At 62.4% G+C, this 16,407-nt stretch carries 15 protein-coding genes; 6 read left to right on the top strand and 9 right to left on the bottom strand.

What is annotated here, in order from left to right:
• Nucleotides 1–93 precede the first annotated feature (93 nt).
• From ACLQ7E_RS17205 to ACLQ7E_RS17190, 4 genes are all read right to left on the bottom strand, one after another.
• Complete coding sequence (locus ACLQ7E_RS17205; protein WP_411733791.1) at nt 94–1,992, bottom strand: heavy metal translocating P-type ATPase; 1,899 nt, start codon at nt 1,990–1,992, stop codon at nt 94–96.
• 448 nt (nt 1,993–2,440) lie between these two features.
• On the bottom strand, nt 2,441–3,394 hold the full coding sequence (locus ACLQ7E_RS17200; RefSeq protein WP_411733790.1) for a lysostaphin resistance A-like protein: 954 nt from the start codon (nt 3,392–3,394) through the stop codon (nt 2,441–2,443).
• A gap of 1 nt (nt 3,395) precedes the next feature.
• The gene (locus tag ACLQ7E_RS17195; RefSeq protein WP_411733789.1) at nt 3,396–3,929 is read right to left on the bottom strand and encodes a type II CAAX prenyl endopeptidase Rce1 family protein; all 534 of its coding nucleotides are present in this window, start codon (nt 3,927–3,929) and stop codon (nt 3,396–3,398) included.
• Nucleotides 3,923–4,243 (bottom strand): hypothetical protein, encoded by a 321-nt coding sequence (locus ACLQ7E_RS17190; protein WP_411733788.1) that lies wholly within the window; start codon nt 4,241–4,243, stop codon nt 3,923–3,925. The genes ACLQ7E_RS17195 and ACLQ7E_RS17190 overlap by 7 nt, the downstream gene beginning before the upstream one ends.
• 317 nt (nt 4,244–4,560) lie before the next feature.
• On the opposite strand from ACLQ7E_RS17190, the gene ACLQ7E_RS17185 reads away from it, so the two are divergent.
• Complete coding sequence (locus ACLQ7E_RS17185; RefSeq protein ID WP_411733787.1) at nt 4,561–5,451, top strand: lysostaphin resistance A-like protein; 891 nt, start codon at nt 4,561–4,563, stop codon at nt 5,449–5,451.
• Nucleotides 5,452–5,491: 40 nt separating this feature from the next.
• Nucleotides 5,492–6,328 carry a type II CAAX prenyl endopeptidase Rce1 family protein gene (locus ACLQ7E_RS17180; protein ID WP_411733786.1) on the top strand — a complete coding sequence of 279 codons (837 nt, stop codon included), beginning with the start codon at nt 5,492–5,494 and terminating at the stop codon, nt 6,326–6,328.
• A 409-nt stretch (nt 6,329–6,737) separates the two neighbouring features.
• Here ACLQ7E_RS17180 and ACLQ7E_RS17175 read toward each other — a convergent pair whose 3' ends face one another.
• From ACLQ7E_RS17175 to ACLQ7E_RS17155, 5 genes are all read right to left on the bottom strand, one after another.
• On the bottom strand, nt 6,738–7,100 hold the full coding sequence (locus ACLQ7E_RS17175) for a hypothetical protein (protein WP_411733785.1): 363 nt from the start codon (nt 7,098–7,100) through the stop codon (nt 6,738–6,740).
• Entirely contained in the window at nt 7,097–8,113 is a 1,017-nt protein-coding gene (locus tag ACLQ7E_RS17170) for a serine hydrolase domain-containing protein (RefSeq protein WP_411733784.1), read from the bottom strand. The genes ACLQ7E_RS17175 and ACLQ7E_RS17170 overlap by 4 nt, the downstream gene beginning before the upstream one ends.
• Nucleotides 8,114–8,451: 338 nt before the next feature.
• Nucleotides 8,452–9,048 (bottom strand): DUF3267 domain-containing protein, encoded by a 597-nt coding sequence (locus ACLQ7E_RS17165; protein WP_411733783.1) that lies wholly within the window; start codon nt 9,046–9,048, stop codon nt 8,452–8,454.
• A 38-nt stretch (nt 9,049–9,086) separates the two neighbouring features.
• Complete coding sequence (locus tag ACLQ7E_RS17160) at nt 9,087–10,073, bottom strand: alpha/beta fold hydrolase (RefSeq protein WP_411733782.1); 987 nt, start codon at nt 10,071–10,073, stop codon at nt 9,087–9,089.
• 75 nt (nt 10,074–10,148) lie between these two features.
• Nucleotides 10,149–10,655, bottom strand: a complete 507-nt coding sequence (locus tag ACLQ7E_RS17155; protein WP_411733781.1) for a flavodoxin family protein — start codon at nt 10,653–10,655, stop codon at nt 10,149–10,151.
• An 803-nt stretch (nt 10,656–11,458) separates the two neighbouring features.
• Here ACLQ7E_RS17155 and ACLQ7E_RS17150 point away from each other — a divergent pair.
• From ACLQ7E_RS17150 to ACLQ7E_RS17135, 4 genes are all read left to right on the top strand, one after another.
• Nucleotides 11,459–12,082, top strand: a complete 624-nt coding sequence (locus ACLQ7E_RS17150) for a lysostaphin resistance A-like protein (protein ID WP_411733780.1) — start codon at nt 11,459–11,461, stop codon at nt 12,080–12,082.
• A 1,094-nt stretch (nt 12,083–13,176) separates the two neighbouring features.
• On the top strand, nt 13,177–13,470 hold the full coding sequence (locus tag ACLQ7E_RS17145) for a universal stress protein (RefSeq protein WP_411733779.1): 294 nt from the start codon (nt 13,177–13,179) through the stop codon (nt 13,468–13,470).
• Nucleotides 13,471–13,727: 257 nt separating this feature from the next.
• Nucleotides 13,728–14,639: an ATP-binding cassette domain-containing protein gene (locus ACLQ7E_RS17140; protein WP_411733937.1), complete on the top strand. Its 912-nt coding sequence runs from the start codon at nt 13,728–13,730 to the stop codon at nt 14,637–14,639.
• Entirely contained in the window at nt 14,639–16,090 is a 1,452-nt protein-coding gene (locus ACLQ7E_RS17135; RefSeq protein ID WP_411733778.1) for an ABC transporter permease, read from the top strand. The genes ACLQ7E_RS17140 and ACLQ7E_RS17135 overlap by 1 nt, the downstream gene beginning before the upstream one ends.
• Nucleotides 16,091–16,407: the final 317 nt, after the last annotated feature.

The raw sequence follows: 16,407 nt of genomic DNA, 5'->3' as shown, positions 1-16,407 counted from the left end.
CTACCCTGTCGTGCAACGCACTGTCGGCGCTTTATGGGATGCATCATGTGCTGAACCTCCACTTTGCCAAAGTACAAGGTAGAGGAAGTGTGGTCAGCCCGTGTGGCGTGCGCCCGCTCGCGGGCTTTGGTCCGTCTGCGCCGCGTTCGTATCCGCTTCGCGTTCGTCGAGCCGACCGCCGACCGCGCGCAGGGCGGCGAGGATCGCCGCCAGATCGACAAGTTCCTGGATGAGCGCGCCAGCCGTCGCGGGAATCACCCCGAACGCGGCGATCACCATCAACACGACCGAGATTGCAATTCCTAGCCAGATGCTTTGCAGGGCGATCCGAACGGTGTCGCGTCCGACTCTGACTGCCAGTGCAACGCGGGAGATGTCGTCGACGAGGATCACGGCATCCGCCGATTCGCTCGCCGCCGTTGCGCCTTTGGCGCCCATGGCGATGCCCACATCCGCCGCAGCGAGCACGGGCGCGTCGTTCACTCCGTCACCGACCATGATCACCGGCCGCTCCGCGATACCTCCGACCTCGGCCACTTTGTCCGCTGGCAGGCATTCCGCGCGAACCCGGGTGATGCCCAGCTCCGACGCGACGTGCTGTGCCGTTTCTGCGGCATCACCGGTGAGCATCATCGACTGCCTGACGCCCAGCTTCTCGAGCCGTTGCAGCGTGGCTTTCGCGTTCACCCGCAGGCGGTCGCTTGCCAGCAGTGCTCCCGCGTACACCCCGCCGATCGCCACATAGATTGCCAGTTCGCCAGGTCCGATCTGCGTGCGCCGCGCTTCCGGAGCGTGCTGGGCGACGAACGCGAACTTCCCGACCACCACCTCGCGGCCCCGAATACTAGCGACCACGCCATTTGTGGCGGCTTCTTGCGCCGTCGCGGCCTCGTGCAATTGGAGTCCACGTTCTTTGGCCGCAGCGATCATCGAAGCCGCGAGCACATGCGACGAATACTGCTCGGCGCTCGCCACGGAGCTCAGCACCTCGTCCGCTGTGAACGGAGGCTCGGGCCGAACCTCCGCGAGGGCTGGCGTTCCATAGGTGAGGGTGCCGGTCTTGTCGAAAACGACCGTCTTCGCCGCCGACAGCTGTTCCAGAACCCCACCGCTCTTCACAATGACGCCATTGCGCGCTGCCCGGCTCATACCGCCGATGAACGCCACTGGCGCCGCGATCAGCAACGGGCACGGGGTGGCAAGCACCAGCACCTCGGCGAACCGCACGGGATCACCACTCAGCCACCAAGCGACCGCCCCCAGGGCCAGCGAGAAGATCGTGAACGGTACGGCGTACCGGTCGGCGAGCCGAACGACCGGCGCTTTGCTCTCAGCGGCCTGGGCGACCAGTGCGACGATCTGCTGGTATTGACTAGCCGACGCTGTCTCCGTGGCTCGGATCTCCACGGCTTCCTGCCCGTTCACGGCGCCACTGAGTACCGCGTCTCCGGTCCGTTTCTCCACGGGGATGCTCTCACCAGTGATCGAGGATTGGTCGAGGGTGGTCTCGGCGGAGAGGAGCACGCCATCGACCGGCACGATTTCCGACGGGCGCACGAGCAGCACGTCGCCCACCCGCACCGCATTGACCGGCAGGTCGCAGTAGCCGCCCTCCATAGAGCGGTGCGCGAGCTGCGGCACACGGTTGAGCAGCGCGTCCAACTCGCGTTTTGCCCGCTGGTTTGCATAGTTCTCCAGGGCGTCGCCGCCGGTCAACATGAGAACGACGACTAGGGCTGCGATGTACTCGCCGACCACGACCGTGGAGACGATGGCTGTCACCGCAAGGATGTCGAGCCCGAATTCCCGACGCAGCATTGCCCGCACCATCCCCACGGCCTGCCAGGCAGCGATCGTGAGGGAATATGCGCTGAACAGCCACTGCACGAGCCAGCCTGCGCCGCCAAGTGCCAGAAGGATCCCGGTGACGCCCACAACAATCGTGAGCGTGACCAGCCAATACCGCCGTGCGAGATCAAGACTGTGGGACATGAGACCAGTCTTGCAGAAAGGCCACGGCGGCACGCCAAAATTGGTGAAACCGACTCCGATAAACCCGGAATTCTCCGGACGAGCCGCACCTCAGCCGAGCATGGGGCCACCAACTGGAACAGCGGACCGAATTGGATGGATGACGCGTGGATCGCAGGATCGAGTTCACCAGGTCCTGCGCGACGGCGACGAGAAAGGCGACGACGGGAAGATCGCCATGCGAACGGGCACTGCACTCAGCGGTTGGCAGAGGAGAGACCAGCTTCGGCCGCGACTGATTGCCCACGCGGAGGCGTTGACTACCGCTGAGACGGCACCTAGTCCGTGAACGCGAAGCATGTCATTCCTGAGGCCCGACAGGCCGACACCCAATCGGCACGGGTGGCGCACCCGAGAGACTGTGGCGGTGGAGACCCTAGAGTGGTACCTGCGGGCCCGCTGCGGAGCCTCATCCCATGCTGTTGACCGCGATGTGCACGACGGACGGGACGAGCAAGCTGCGTGTGCGTTCAAAGAGAATCCCGAATGAGAGTCCCAGGAGCCCTTGCTGGACGATGGTGATGGCGATGGCCGGCAACAGTCCGGCATGACCAGTGTTGGCAAAGCCGGACCCGAGGTGCCAGACGCCGAACATGAGGGCCTGAAGCACCAGCGCCCAACCTGCCCCTGCGAGCAGCCGCAGGCGCGTTTGCAAAAGACCCCTGAACAGGAACTCCTCGAGGAAGCCGTTCTGCATGAAATCCGATATGAAGCCGCCCAATAACCGGACGATCGTCTGCTGCCCGATGATCAAGGTGAAGGCGAGCCAGATGACCGGAAGGGCGCAACAGATCAGCAGCGCCCGCCCCACCCGGTGGCCTTTCACGAAGCCCAGCGCCGGAAGGCGCGCGCTGGCCAACAGCAGCACGACGAGCGGAATGAGCACATACGTAACAGGGTTGACCAGGAAGGTGCCCAGCCCCTCACCGAACCACCGTTCGCCCAGGCGTTGGAGCCATTCGACCAGAGGCGTCCACAACGGGATGTCCGCGTTTCCGTCGATGACTTTGTGGAAGGCAAGGCCGTTCCACGCGGTGAGGGCGATGAAGACCGCGACCAGCCCGAGCTGCACCCACACCCGGCGGCGTGCGGGGCCGGCAACGGCTCTCACGGCCCGTGCCGGCTCGGTGACTCCCGTGACAAACAGGCTGAGCAGGAGCAGGACAGAGCCGACGACTATGCCGCCCACCGGGATGCCGTGCCCTCCCGCAATCAGCACCATCACGGAGGTGAACCATACCGCCGCGAAGAACCACGCCGGCTTTGAGACGGCCGATCGTTTCAGCGCGTGGACAATGTTGCCGCGAAAATTCGATTGCGTGCGGGTGGCAGTCAGGTGGCGCTTCGCCGTTTCTCCTCTCACATCAGCCGACCCGAGAGCCGAGATCGGTCGAAGGGAAAACTACCTCGGTCGCTGCCGTGCCGCGATTGAGCACGGCCACGATGATCGCCACGGTGACAAACAACCACATGTCCCAAGGCTGGGCGTCGGGCCAGATCGGATTGTTCATTTGGGCATGGAACACGAAGGCCACGGCGAGGCTTCCGCGAGCGGTATTGAACATGGGGGTGAGGATGACGCTGATCGCGATGATCCCGAAGAAAAACGGCCAGTAGTCCCACGCCGCCTGCTTCGTGCCGCTCAACAGGAAGGACGGGGTGTGCCAAAGCGCCACGACGAGACCGAGAAGGAGGCTCGACCACAGAGGCACAAGCCGCCGCTGCAGCAGCGGCAGCGCCACACCTCTCCAGCCCAGCTCCTCGACGGGGCCGATGAGCAACATCGCGAGCAGCGCCGGCAGCAACTGCCAAACCGAGGAGAACGGGAACGGGTCGGCCAGGCTCCCCTTGACCAGGGCACCGGCGTAGAACACCGCCGGCATGCCCAGTATCAGCACGAGCCACCACACCACTGGCATGCGCCACAGTGCGAAGCGGCGAAAAACGAGCCCAGACCCTTGAGCCCGTAGTGGCGCCATACCATCAGGACGCCGACGATGCCCGGAGAGTAGACCATGAAGATAAAGACCGGATTCGTGTAACCCATGGGCCCAAAGATGGCTTCCACCTGCTCCTGGAACACCACGTAGAGAATACCCGCCCCCCAGGACAGCGCGAATGTGGCGATGAAGAAGGCTAGCATCGAGCGGAACGTCATGCTGTCCGTCGTCGACGTGGGAGTGCCAGGGAGCCCGGTGGTGCTGCTGGTCACGAGGACCTCATCTTTCGGATGCGGCCGCCTCGTCGCTGCCATCTTCACGAAGCGTGGCAACTCACCGACGACTCAAGGCCCACGGTAACGCATCGGGGACGGCCTGTCGCCACCCGGGGACACTTCCGCGGACAGGCCCTGCGTTTGGGGAGTGACAAAGGACCATCATCGACCCCCGCACCGGTCTTGTAATGGGACGAATATGTGGTGAGAACCCCAGCCATGATTGGCTGGGGCTGCGTCTCCCGTGGCCAGCAGCCGGACCCCGCGTACCTGATGCCCGTTCAATTCGCCGATAAGAGCTAGAGTTCGGTGGTATGGCCCTATACAACAGTCCGACTTGGCGGCAACCTGTGTTCGGTGCGCTCTCAGGGATCGTGGCTACCACCGCAATCAACCTGAGCGGACAGTCTGCCTTCGCCCTTCGCCGCCCTCGCACTGTTTCCCTTGATGGGTGTCTATTGGTACCTGGGGCGCCATTCCCGCAACAAGATGGGGCTGGTCCGCGGTCGACCACGCCATTACGGTGTTGGTCTCCTTCATCCGCTCCTGGTGCTGGGCGTTCTTGCCTTAGCGGCGTGGCTCGGCGATGCCATCAATACGCGTGGCACAGACTGGTCAGCCGCGATGATCGGATTCCTGGCCACTACGTTCGTGACCATCCTGATGGGGTTGCTCACCGAGGAGGGGTCTTCCGCGGTTGGTTATGGTCGTCCCTCCGTAGCTCGGGTGTCGGGGCCGGCGAGCTCGTGGTGTGGACGAGTCTGGCGTGGAGTCTTTGGCATGTTCCGGTGTTGCTCTTGGGCACGGACATCGAGACGTCCGCGGCCCAAGTACCGATATACTTCGCCAGTGCGTTCACGATTGGGATCATCTGGGGCATGTTCCGGCTGATCTCAGGGTCAATTGTCGTCACGAGCGTCGTCCACGGCGTCTGGAACGGCGCGGTGTGCGTCTTCTTCGGAATGGGGGCCACTGAAGGTGCGCTTGGCATCAAGGAAACTGCTGTCTACGGTCCGGAAGTCGGTGTGCTCGGGCTCGCTATCAACATCGTAATAGCAATTGGGCTCTGGCAATGGTACCGAAGTGCAAGCCGGAAGAGGCTCGCTCGCGTGCAGCCGAGTCCGTCTGTGGAGCTCCCGCTGGATACCATCCCGAAGGCTAAGGGCAGCGCCAGCAACGGTCTGGAGGCCGAAAATTTCAGCTAAAGAAGTACGACATCTCCGAATCTTCTTCACTACAACAATTTTGTGGACGTGGACTGCCGGATCAGCTTTCGTTCTGCTGGGTGTCAACGACACCGCCGTCGGCGAGATCATCTTCTTGTTCTCGGCCGGGATAGTTCCGTCGGCCGTCGGGCTCATCATGGTGTTCAGGACCTATACGAAGGACGCTCGCAAAGACTACTTCAAACGGTTCACTCCTACCTGGCGTGGGACGTGGTTCGTGCTGGTGTATGCAGTGTTGCTGCTCGCCGTTGCAACTTGGGTGCTCGTCACGTTCTTCGGGGAGAACCCGGACTTCGCAACCGTCAAGGGCTTTGTCAGCATTCCGTTGACCATCCTGGGTTTCATCTTCGGCCTGTACATGTGGGGGCCAGTGAATGAAGAGTTCGGGTGGCGGGGCTACGCCCTCGACAAGATGCTGATCAGGCACGGCTTGGTGAAAGGCTCGCTGATGCTCGGCTTCGTCTGGGGCATCTGGCATCTCCCATGGATCTTCTTCCCCGGGCAGTGGCAGGCCCAGGCGTTTCAGGTCTCGCCCTGGTGGTTCGTCGTGTACGTTGTGCAGTGCATGATCTTCAGCGTCGTGATCTCCATCGCGTACATACTGTCCAAGCGCAGCTATTTTGTCGCCGCTACCGTGCACGGCGTCGGCAATGTGGTCGTGGGCCTCTTCTACTTTGAGGTTTCTCTATCGGGGACGGTCTGGTTCTCCGTCACGGCAATCGCAGTGAGCCTGGCGATTATCGGAGCGACGTTTGGGCTGTTCGGCAGGCGATTCAGAGCACTGTGCGCAAGGGAATTCGAGCAGATTCACGCAGACCGAGACGAGTTCGGCGTGAGTGAGGCGTACAGCTCTTGAACTCTGCCTGATGAGTACGGTCGGGAAGCTGGGTGGATTAGTCGAAGGAGCGCCAGTGCGTGCGTACACGCTGGGGTGGTTGCTTGACGGCGATCCCTCTATCGGTTGGCAAGTGCTCCGCGATCTGACCGGGGCACCACGCGAGGTTGGTTGAGGCAGAACGGGCACTAATAACAACGAGCGGAGTCTACGTTGTCCCGTACAACCTTCTTCGCTCTGCTCTTCGCGGCTACCATCTTGGGGATTCTCGCCAGCCGCAGACGCACGAGACGGCGTCTCGGTCAAGCAGGGCTGGTTGCCGTTGCTGTCCAAATGATCGCGGTCGTCGCATCCACCGTGTGGGCGCTGATCGATCGGGCGCCTGCCCACCACCTCAAGCTCGATCCTGGGCATCACGAAAGCCGTGGCTTCACGTCACCGCGATGCCGGCCATCGCGAGCACCAGGAGCAAGATGCATGAGGTGATCACCAAACTGGGATGGCTGCCCTTCCCGGATTTCAGTGCGGGCCAGCGCCACGCGAGCACGGCGGCGGCCCCGACCGCGAGAACTGCGTAGCCGAGCCATATCCAGAAGGGATCGAGAGCCCCCATCAGAACCGCTGGGAGCACCATACCCAGCAGTACGGTCCCGGCGATGACACCCAGTACGTGCGTTAGAGCGCGCTGGCGCGTAGGACTGTGCCGGGCGATGTGCCAGATACCCCAAACACCCCACCCGGGAACGCCGAAAGCAAGCAACGCGGTCACAGCCAACACGAGGGTGTCACTCACGTTGACGCCCCCTCGTCCAGCAGCGCCCCAACAAGGTCGCCCTGGAGCATCACCAGCTGCGCCCCCGTCGGCACGGAATTGACAATGTAGGCTAGACCGCGCCCGGTCCGGGGGCAGTAGCCCACGAAGGAATGGTGAGACCCGGTTAGCCCGTTGTGGAAGATCAAGTCCTCCCCTCCTGGAGTCGTGGCGCGAACCCAGGTGATGGCGATCTGCGCTTCGGGCATCCACGGCAGGATCGGTGCGGATGCCACCGGCTCAAGTCCAGCCGCCCCAGGCTGGCGCTCATCCCGAGTCAAACGCATCCAGGAGGCGAGGTCCGCGCTGGTGGACCACATGCCGCCGCCGGGCGCCAGTCCATTTAGTGTCCATGGCTCGGCAGGACGCCCGCCGAGCAGACCCTTCTCCCACCCCTTGGGCAGACCGCCCCGGTTAACCGGAAGGTGAGTATCCCGCAGGGACAACGGCTCGAGGATCCGCTCGGTGAGTAGCTCCTTGTAGGTAGCTCCGGCCTTCCTGGCCAGCAGGTGTGCCAGTAGTGCAATGCCCGCCGTGGAGTAGGAGTATTCGCCCCGCGCCTCCAAGCACTGTCCGAGTACGTCGGACACCGTCTCATCCCCGTCCTGATGTGCTCCGTCGGCGTGGAACAGGCCAAACCACGCGTTGCGGCTACCGGTCTGGCTGGGCGTGAAGTCCGGCAGACCAGATGTGTGCGATGCGAGTTCCTGCAAGGTCACGCGCGCCAGCTCCGACTCATTCGCATCGACGATCTCGGTGACCGTCGTGTCCAGGGTCACTTCACCCGTTGCGACCATGTCCATCAAGACAGCTCCACAGAATGTCTTGGACACCGAACCGATCTCGAACGGCGTTCGCTCGTCGGCACCGATGCCTGCGTATCTGGTGGCGTCGCCGTCGACGTAGGCAAGTGCAACCCGGTTAAGCCCTCGCAGGTGTGGCTCCACCTGAGCCAGCAATGCTGGGTCCCCGCTGCGGCCGGACGCCTGGCCCACCGGATGGGGTCCGACCGAAGTCAATAGCCCTGCCGCGCCGAGACCCGCCCCCGCGCACAGCAGGGCCCTTCTGGAAATCTGACTTGGTCCCCGGCTTTGCTTCATTCTTAAGATCCTACGCAAAGCCGCCCGGATAAGGCGCAAGTGAGCCGCCCTGTTCGTCGTACTGCGGGCGACGCATGCGAACGGCGTCTGGACGTCGGTGCCATCGCACTCGTGTGGAGACGTTTGAAGATGACAGCTGCCAAAGAGACCACCACAACTTGCGGTTTCACTAAAGCCGCCACCGTCGGGAGTAAGGCCCACCCAAAGTGATAGAGGCCCTATCGTGGCGGACTCTACTGCGCCGCACTGGAGTTTCCCGGCACGTACACGTGGATCTGATTTCCGTCGTCCTTGACGAGCGCGTCCTGCTGCTGCCGTGACACGACGTAGACCTCGACGAAGTCCCCGGCCGATCCGGCAAAGTTCAGTGTCAAGAGGATGTATGCGCTCAGCAGATAGTCCGACGGGAGTGTGAACAGGGCTACGACCAGCACAATTCCCCAGATGGCGGCTGGGGCCAAGGCAACGATTACCGCGCTCCGGCGAGTGAGAAAGGCATGGTTTCCGGTGGTCAGGAAGGGGAACCTCACCGCGTATGAAGGCTTCATCTTGGTCAACAGCTGCAAGGCCACCCCGTGCGTCACTTCGTGGACCGCCATGTAGACAAGGCAAACGGCCAACGTCACAGGGATGGTGACGAGGTGAGGCCAGGACGTGGCCGGGGGTAGATCGAGTAGCAGCGCGGCTACCGCGGCAAGGAGAACCACCAGTACGAAGATTCCCTGGACTGCGACGGTTAACTTTCTGTCCTTCTTGAGATCGACCGTCGTGTGCTGCTGGTAGCTGGACGGCAATTCGATGGTGTCCCGCAACCTGGACTGATCGCTCATACTGTGTCTCCTTTTAAGTCCGTTCGATCTCTGGTAAGTCATCTGTACACGGCCGGCCGCTGGGATTCCTCGTTTCCGAATGACGATGCGGTTGCTCTGCCGAGAAACTGTTCGATCGATTCAGCCATTTCCTTTGAGTGCGTCCAGTGCAAGTAGTGACCGCCATTGAACACCACGAGTTCCGAACGATCCACGGATTCCAGTTGCTGCTCGTGCGCAGGACGCCACTGCGCGTTGGCGTCGATGAGTTGCTGCGACAGGAACGCCAGCACCGGAAGCTCTGAGGGGTAGCTCAATCCCGCCACCGCATCGAAGTTCTCCGCGGACCTGTTGTTCTCATCGATCATCGCCGGATTGGCATAGTTCCAGATCGTCATCAACCGGATCTGCTCGATGGCGCTTTCGGAGTAGACACCAGCGGGGGCCGCTGGTGCGGTGATTGCCGGGCTCAGCACGGTCATCCATCGCACCCAGCCGGTCACCAAAAGGAACCGTTCCCAAACGCCGATCTCCGGCGCAACGGCGAAGGCCTCGGGAACTGTCCCGTCCATGGTGACCAAGGCCGAGACCTCGCCGGGGAAACGATTGACGTAGTCCAGGCTGTAAATTCCGGCCAGGGAGTGGGCTGCCAGGACGTAATCTTTGACCTTGAGTTCCGCGAGCGTGTCATGCAGCTCGATGGAGATTTTTTCAACGGTTCGCCCGGGGACATCCAGATCGCTATAGCCATATCCGAACCGTTCGATCACGACAACGGTGTAGGTGTCGTTGAGCTCTTCGACCAGGGGCGTGAAGTCCAGTACAGGTGAGGCGGTGCCGTAGCCACTGAGTAGTACCAGGGTCTGCTCACCATTCCCGGTCACCGACGCGTTGACTTTGCCGCCATCGATGCTGACTCTCTCGCCATACGGGTCAACGTTCGCCTTCTCGATCGCGCCCAGGACCAAGTTGCTGGCCATGGAGAGCACCACCAGCGCAACGGTTGAGATCCCAATGCCCCCGGCAACCCGCAGACGTTTTCTCACCCTTCATCCACGAACTGCGCAGCAAAGGCGGGTTGAGGCCGTTGGCGCACTTGCGATCGGGTGTGCTGCGAGATGTCAGTCGCCAAGGGATGCGAGGATCTCATCTGCCCACACCGCCGCGCGTTCGAGTTCTCCGTCAAGGAGTGGACCCTCGTAACCGTGCACGCGGAAGGTCTCCTGCTTGATCGAGGTCTCGAAACCAAGGGATCGTATTTCGTGCTTGGCTGCCTTCGCCGCTGAGCCCGGCAACCGCGGCTTGTCGACGCGGGTGTCGAACGTGGCCGCGGGGATCTTGGTACTCGGTCGTTCGAGTTCGTTCAGCCATTCGCGGATGCCGCGAACCGGTTCGTGCGGGGCTTGGTGCGACTTGACCGCATCAGCTCGTGTCGCGGCTCGCGACATGGAGAAGGCGTGCGTCGGACCCCCAACAATGATCAGATCGTAGCCACCGACGGACACTGGAGCGGCGTCAGAGTCGACCACGTCGACGGTGGCGCCGGTGCTGAGCCTGGTGGCGATTGCGCGGGCGACCATCTCGGAGTTTCCCCACAGGGACTCGTAGATCACTAGTGCTCGCATCATCTCTCCTCTGTGAGCGATACCAAAAACAAGGGTCATTCCCACACTAGACCCAACGTCGTGTCGTTGGCGGGCCTCGGCGGGGCGGCGTCGAGGTTTGCCCCTGCTGGCGTGTCTGCCATTTTCGGAAGTCGTCTGCGCGGAATGGTCAAAGACGTCTACGCAGCGACTGCAAGCCCGGAAGGTAGCGGTCTCCGGGGTACCTCCGGCAGGTGACTACTCCCATCCGACCAACCGGCGTCCACCTTTATGGATTCCCAGACGGTCCCCTACGCGTCAGCGCCGAAGCGTGGGGTCCATGCCACCAGGCCCAAGCAACCCAAACGACCCAGTGCGGATCATCGCGTTCATGGCTGCCGTTGTGGGCGGAACCACCTTGGTCATAGTGGCCGCGCATTGGGTGACCGATTCCGGGGCGGTCGGAACGGCCGCTGGCGTGATCGCAGGGGTGCTGTCCGCGGCAATGTACCCGGTCCTGTTTCGGAAGCACTGATGGCTTCGCACCCGCATTTCCTGAATCGTCCCGGGATGCTTCACTGAAGCGATGTGGCGGGTCGTTGGCAGTCCCACCATCTGTCATGGATTCCCGCAAACAAACCCCAGCAGCGACCCTAAGAGTCCATGCAAGGGACGTAGTCTGGCCAAGACCCGTAAACACGGATCATCATCGGAGGAGTCACATGCGCTAGCTGCAGGACACCAAGCCCATCGGGCATGCACTGATCTGGATTGCGATCTACATCGTAGCGGTCAGCATCGGCGACTTCTTCGGGGAGAAACTCGGCTTTCCCGGGTTCACCAGCATCGTGCTCATTGCTCTGTCGATCGTGCTGATCGTCTATCTGCGGTTTGGTGGACGGCTTGCGTTTTACGGAGTTCGATCGGTGCAGCCCGGCACACTGCCAGCCGCGCTCTTCTATCTCCCTCTCTTTGCGATCGCTTTTCTGCAGTATGCCAAGGGATTCGCACCCGACCTTGACCCGCAGATCATCCTGTACGCGATTCTCCTGATGACGGCCGTCGGATTCATTGAGGAGCTCCTGTTCCGTGGCTTTTTGCTCCAGGCGTTGAGGGCGCGCGGCAGATCCACTCGCGCGATCGTCATTTCGGGAGTCACCTTCGGCAAAGGCCACATCATCAACCTCTTGCGCGGGTACTCGCTCACCGACCAGGCTCTGCAGCTGGTCGCGGCAGTGCTTATCGGCATCGCCCTGGCATACTGCGCAGTGCTCACCGGAAGCATTATGCCCGGCGTTGCATTCCACGTCTTGTTCAACATCAGCGGCACGATCACCGCTCACTCCGTGCTGTGGGATTCAGTCATGGTGGGGATCATCGCGGTCGTGATGATCCCCTACATTCTGTTCTTGCGGAATCGCCTTGCCAAGGTCGGACCAGCGGTCAGCGCTCCTGCCTTCAAGGTGGTCTGATGCCACGGCAACGTCGTGCACCGTCAGTCCCTGACTGGTTCCTCGCACCGAAAACGGCCCGGCATTTCTTTCTTGGCGGGTCAGAAGGTCATTCAATGAATCAGGCAACACTCCGTCTGATAAAGGCTGAATGAAATGAGCTTGGAGCAGCGCACGGCCGGGAATGGTAGGGCGCGGGGTTGGATTGCATGCTCGACAACGAGGGGACGGTTCCGTGCATGAAATGCATCGTCAATGAATACGACTGTGGACGATATGGCAGAGTGGCGCCGATGACTCCTGACAAACCACGTCAGAAGTCGCCTGCACCCGCCCCAAAATCCGGGAATCCCAATGCAGTCGACTTCGGAAAGTGACAGACGAACCAATTTTCCAGGGCGGGAACCCACATCCCCACGATGAGGGGCCCGCACCGTGAGTTCTCGATTCGTGTCTTTCTCGAAATCCTTCGTTTCCGAGAACTGCGATTGCCAATCGTTCCGCCACCACCCCCTGCGGTCCCGATTCTCTTCCCACTGAGGTGTAGCCACAAGGGGTAGCCGACAGAATCTTGGATTCTTCATCAACCCTTAGGTGCTTCAGTCTTCCTGTCAGTCAGGTACACAGATCGTAGCGATCATTCTTTGTCGGCCATTCCCATCGCCGAGGCCAGCATGGGCAACGCCAGTTCGTTACTTTTATCAAGCAAGTCCGAGTTCTTTCCTTGATACTCTACAAAAACTTGAAGTGTGGAAAACGCCGCCACAGATGCAGGTCGTCGACAAGGGGCATCGCCAGTCCCCGACAGACAACCGACAAGGCTTCGTCGGCATGGGCGGCTGCAACCGGCAGGGCGCTCATCGAGTATGTTGCCTCAATCTTCCGAAGGCTTCACTACGCCTCGCACGGCGCCTCGAATAACGTGGAAAGACCACCCACCAGACATCGGAGATTCTCATGGGGCAGGCATCCGGAACACCAACAATCATCGTGGGATTGGATGGCTCTGAGGCCTCACTCGAAGCCCCCCGACAAGCCCGATACCTGGCAAAGTCCTCGAATGCCAGTATCGAGGCCATCGGTAGCTGGGAAAACCCCGATTGTATGACGGCTACGTGCTGATTGGCATCGAAGGGTTCAGGGAAAGCGCCGCGAAGGTCGTGACCCAGGCGGCGCGAAGTGTTTTCGGGTCTGACACGCCTCCGAACCTCAAGATCAGCCTTGTGCAGGGAAATCCGAAATCCTCACTCGTCAAAGCCAGTGGGAACACCGATTACCTCATCGTGGGCAGGCGCGGCCACGGCAATATGGGCAAGCTGCTGATTGGGTCGATCAGCGCTTCCTGCATCGCCCACGCAAAATGCCCCGTCCTGGTGGTTCACACGCCGGAGGACCGGGAAAGCCACTAACCCCGTGACTGTAACGGGGCGGCTTGTGGATATCCGCTTTCCTGAACGAAAGTCACCGGCCAGTCGAGACCTCGATCCGCCGGGGCATTGGGGTCCGCAGCGGTTGGCCCCCCCGGGCGGCTCTTCCCTAGAGGTTTGCCCGCTTGTAGGCTGTGAAGCCGAGGGCCGGGAAGTCTGACCGGCCCGGATAGTGTGCCCGCGCAACTCCTTGGTGGTTTCCCTGGTCGTTGTCGCTGGACGGAAGCAGCAGGTCCACAATGAGTGCAGCATCAGATCCAGTGATTGAAACCAGGTCGCTCACCAAGGATTTTGGCTCGAATCGGGCGCTCGATGGCTTGAATCTTAGCGTCCCGACCGGGGAGGTCCACGGCTTTTTGGGTCCCAACGGTGCCGGCAAATCAACGACACTGCGGGTGCTCCTCGGGCTCATTCGTCCCACGTCGGGTTCCGTCCGAGTCTTCGGGATGGACCCCTGGCACGAGACAGCCAAGACGCACCAAGACATCGCCTACGTGCCCGGGGACGTGAGCCTGTGGCCGGATCTTTCCGGCGGCGAGGTCATTGATTTGTTGACAGGCCTGCGCGGCGGCGCGGACAAGACGTTGCGCCGCCAGCTGGTCGAAGAGCTTGAATTTGATCCGCGGCGTAAGGCCCGCACGTATTCAAAGGGAAACCGCCAGAAGGCATCATTGATCGCGGCATTTGCACGCCCCGCGCGCCTGTACCTTCTGGATGAGCCCAGTGCCGGTCTGGATCCGCTCATGGATTCCGTGTTCCGACGCCATGTCCGGCGGGTCACCGACGAGGGTGCAACAGTCCTGCTCTCCAGCCATATCCTCAGCGAGGTCGAACAGCTCTGCCACCGGGTGACGATCATCCGTTCCGGCCGGGCCGTCGAAACAGGGACACTGGGCGAATTGAGGCATCTGAAGCGAACCCACTTCAGGATTGAAGGCGCCACTAATGCTGCTCGGTTGGCGCATCTCCCTGGCGTGCAGGACGTCCGCGCCGAGGGCGACATCCTAGAGTTTGATGTGGACACCGCCGACCTTGACTCCGTTTTGGAAGCTGTCGCGGCGGCCGGCGTCAGCGGATTGACCGTTTCTCCTCCATCCCTGGAGTCCTTGTTCCTTCGCCACTACGGCGCCCGGAACGGGCAGGTGCGCTGATGTCCGGCATCATGCGCCTGGCGGATGGCCAGGCGCGGCGGGAGCGGGTGTTGCTACCATTCTGGATCCTTGGCATCGCGTTTCTGGGACTTGTCACGGCCAGCGCCGTGTCCACCCAGTTCGGCGACGAAACCGATCGGACCGCCATAATCGCCGTGGCTGCGGCCAACCCTGCCTTCCTGTTTGTGCGCGGCCTGCCCGACGGGACAAGTCTCGGAGCGGTGGTTTTCTTCCAGGGCTATGCATTCACAGCCGTGCTCGCGGGACTGATGAGCACCTTCCTGGTCATCCGCCATACCCGTGCCGATGAGGAGTTGGGGCGCGCCGAACTCATCGGGTCGACCACGCACCGGCGGGCAGCATCGCTGGGCTCAACGCTACTTCTGGGCACGGCCGCGAACCTGGTACTAGCCGCGGCCGTGGCCACGGGCTTCGTCGCGGCTAGGCTCCCCGTTGTTGGCTCGGTGACCGCTGGGGCCGCCGTCGGTGCGGTGGGACTGTTCTTCGTGGCACTCTCGGCTGCCGTTGCGCAGGTGATGCCCTCGGGGCGCAGCGCCAACGGTGCAGCGGCAGGATTGGTCGGTGCGGCGTATCTTCTTCGCGGTGTCGGGGATGCCTTCGGCATCCCCAGTGCCGATCTCACCCAGGTGACCGGCCATTGGCTTTCGTTGCTCTCGCCGATCGGTTGGGGCCAGCGCTCCCGGCCCTTTTCCGTCGCCGAGCCAACCCCGCTCCTGGTCCTGATGGGCGCCGCCGTCCTTCTGGCGGTGGCCTCAATGCTGATCCGTAGCCGCAGGGACCTGGGCGCGAGCCTGCTGCCCGAGCGTGCCGGCAAGGAGCATGCAGGGCTTGGCGGTACCTCGTTGCTGGGTTTGGCCTGGCGCCTTCAACGGCCCGCTTTTATCGGATGGTGCGTCGTCGCGGCAGCGCTGGGAGGCATCGCCGGTGGTTTCGGGCCGGTGGTCACCGATGCGGTTTCCGGCAGCGACACGCTGAGGGAATTGATCGGCAGACTCATCCCTGGCAGCCGGGCGGAGATCATCGATGTGTTCACCACCGCCCTGCTGGGCATCGTCGGTGTCCTCGCCGCGGCCGCCGGCATCCAGACGATCCTGCGGCTGCGGGTGGAGGAAGTCGAAGGCCGGGCGGAACTTCTACTCTCCACGGCACGGTCCCGGGCCCGCTGGCTCGGGGCAAACACGGTCCTTGCGGCAGCCTCCGTGGCGGCCGTGGCCCTGGTCGCAGGATCTGCGGCGGCCATCAGCCTTTCCCTCACCGCCTCGGGGAACAGGCCGCCCGGTCTGATGCTGGGTGCCGCGCTGGCGCACGTCCCGGCAGCCATCGTGTTCCTCTCGGCAACGGCCGTCGCCTTTGCAATCGCCCCCCAGGATCAGTGTTCCAGCGGGATGGGGCATGTTGGCAGTCGGCCTGGTTTTGGGCCAGTTCGGTGAGCTGTTGGGATTGCCGGTGTGGCTGCAGGATTTGAGTCCGTTCCGCCATTCCGCGGCAATGCCCATGGAACCTTTCGACCCCACAGGGGCGGGGATGATGAGTGCCATCGCCCTGCTGGGAGCGGGACTGGCTGCCTTTTTGATTGGTCGGCGCGACCTCACGGGATGAGTTGGACCGGCTGGAAAGGCCCTCGGGTCCCTTCGCTATGCCGCACCGGAGCCAGGCACTTGCCGTCGGTGGACCGCCCATCGACGGCAGGATGGCGTCCGCCGGACTTATCCGTCAGGTCGTTCGAGGTGTGAGAGGTTGCTCGCGG

It is taken from the genome of Paeniglutamicibacter sp. (assembly GCF_046714615.1).
GTDB lineage: Bacteria > Actinomycetota > Actinomycetes > Actinomycetales > Micrococcaceae > Paeniglutamicibacter.
The sequence above is the reverse complement of the archived record's forward strand: the minus strand, read 5'-3'. Positions and strand labels throughout refer to the sequence as shown.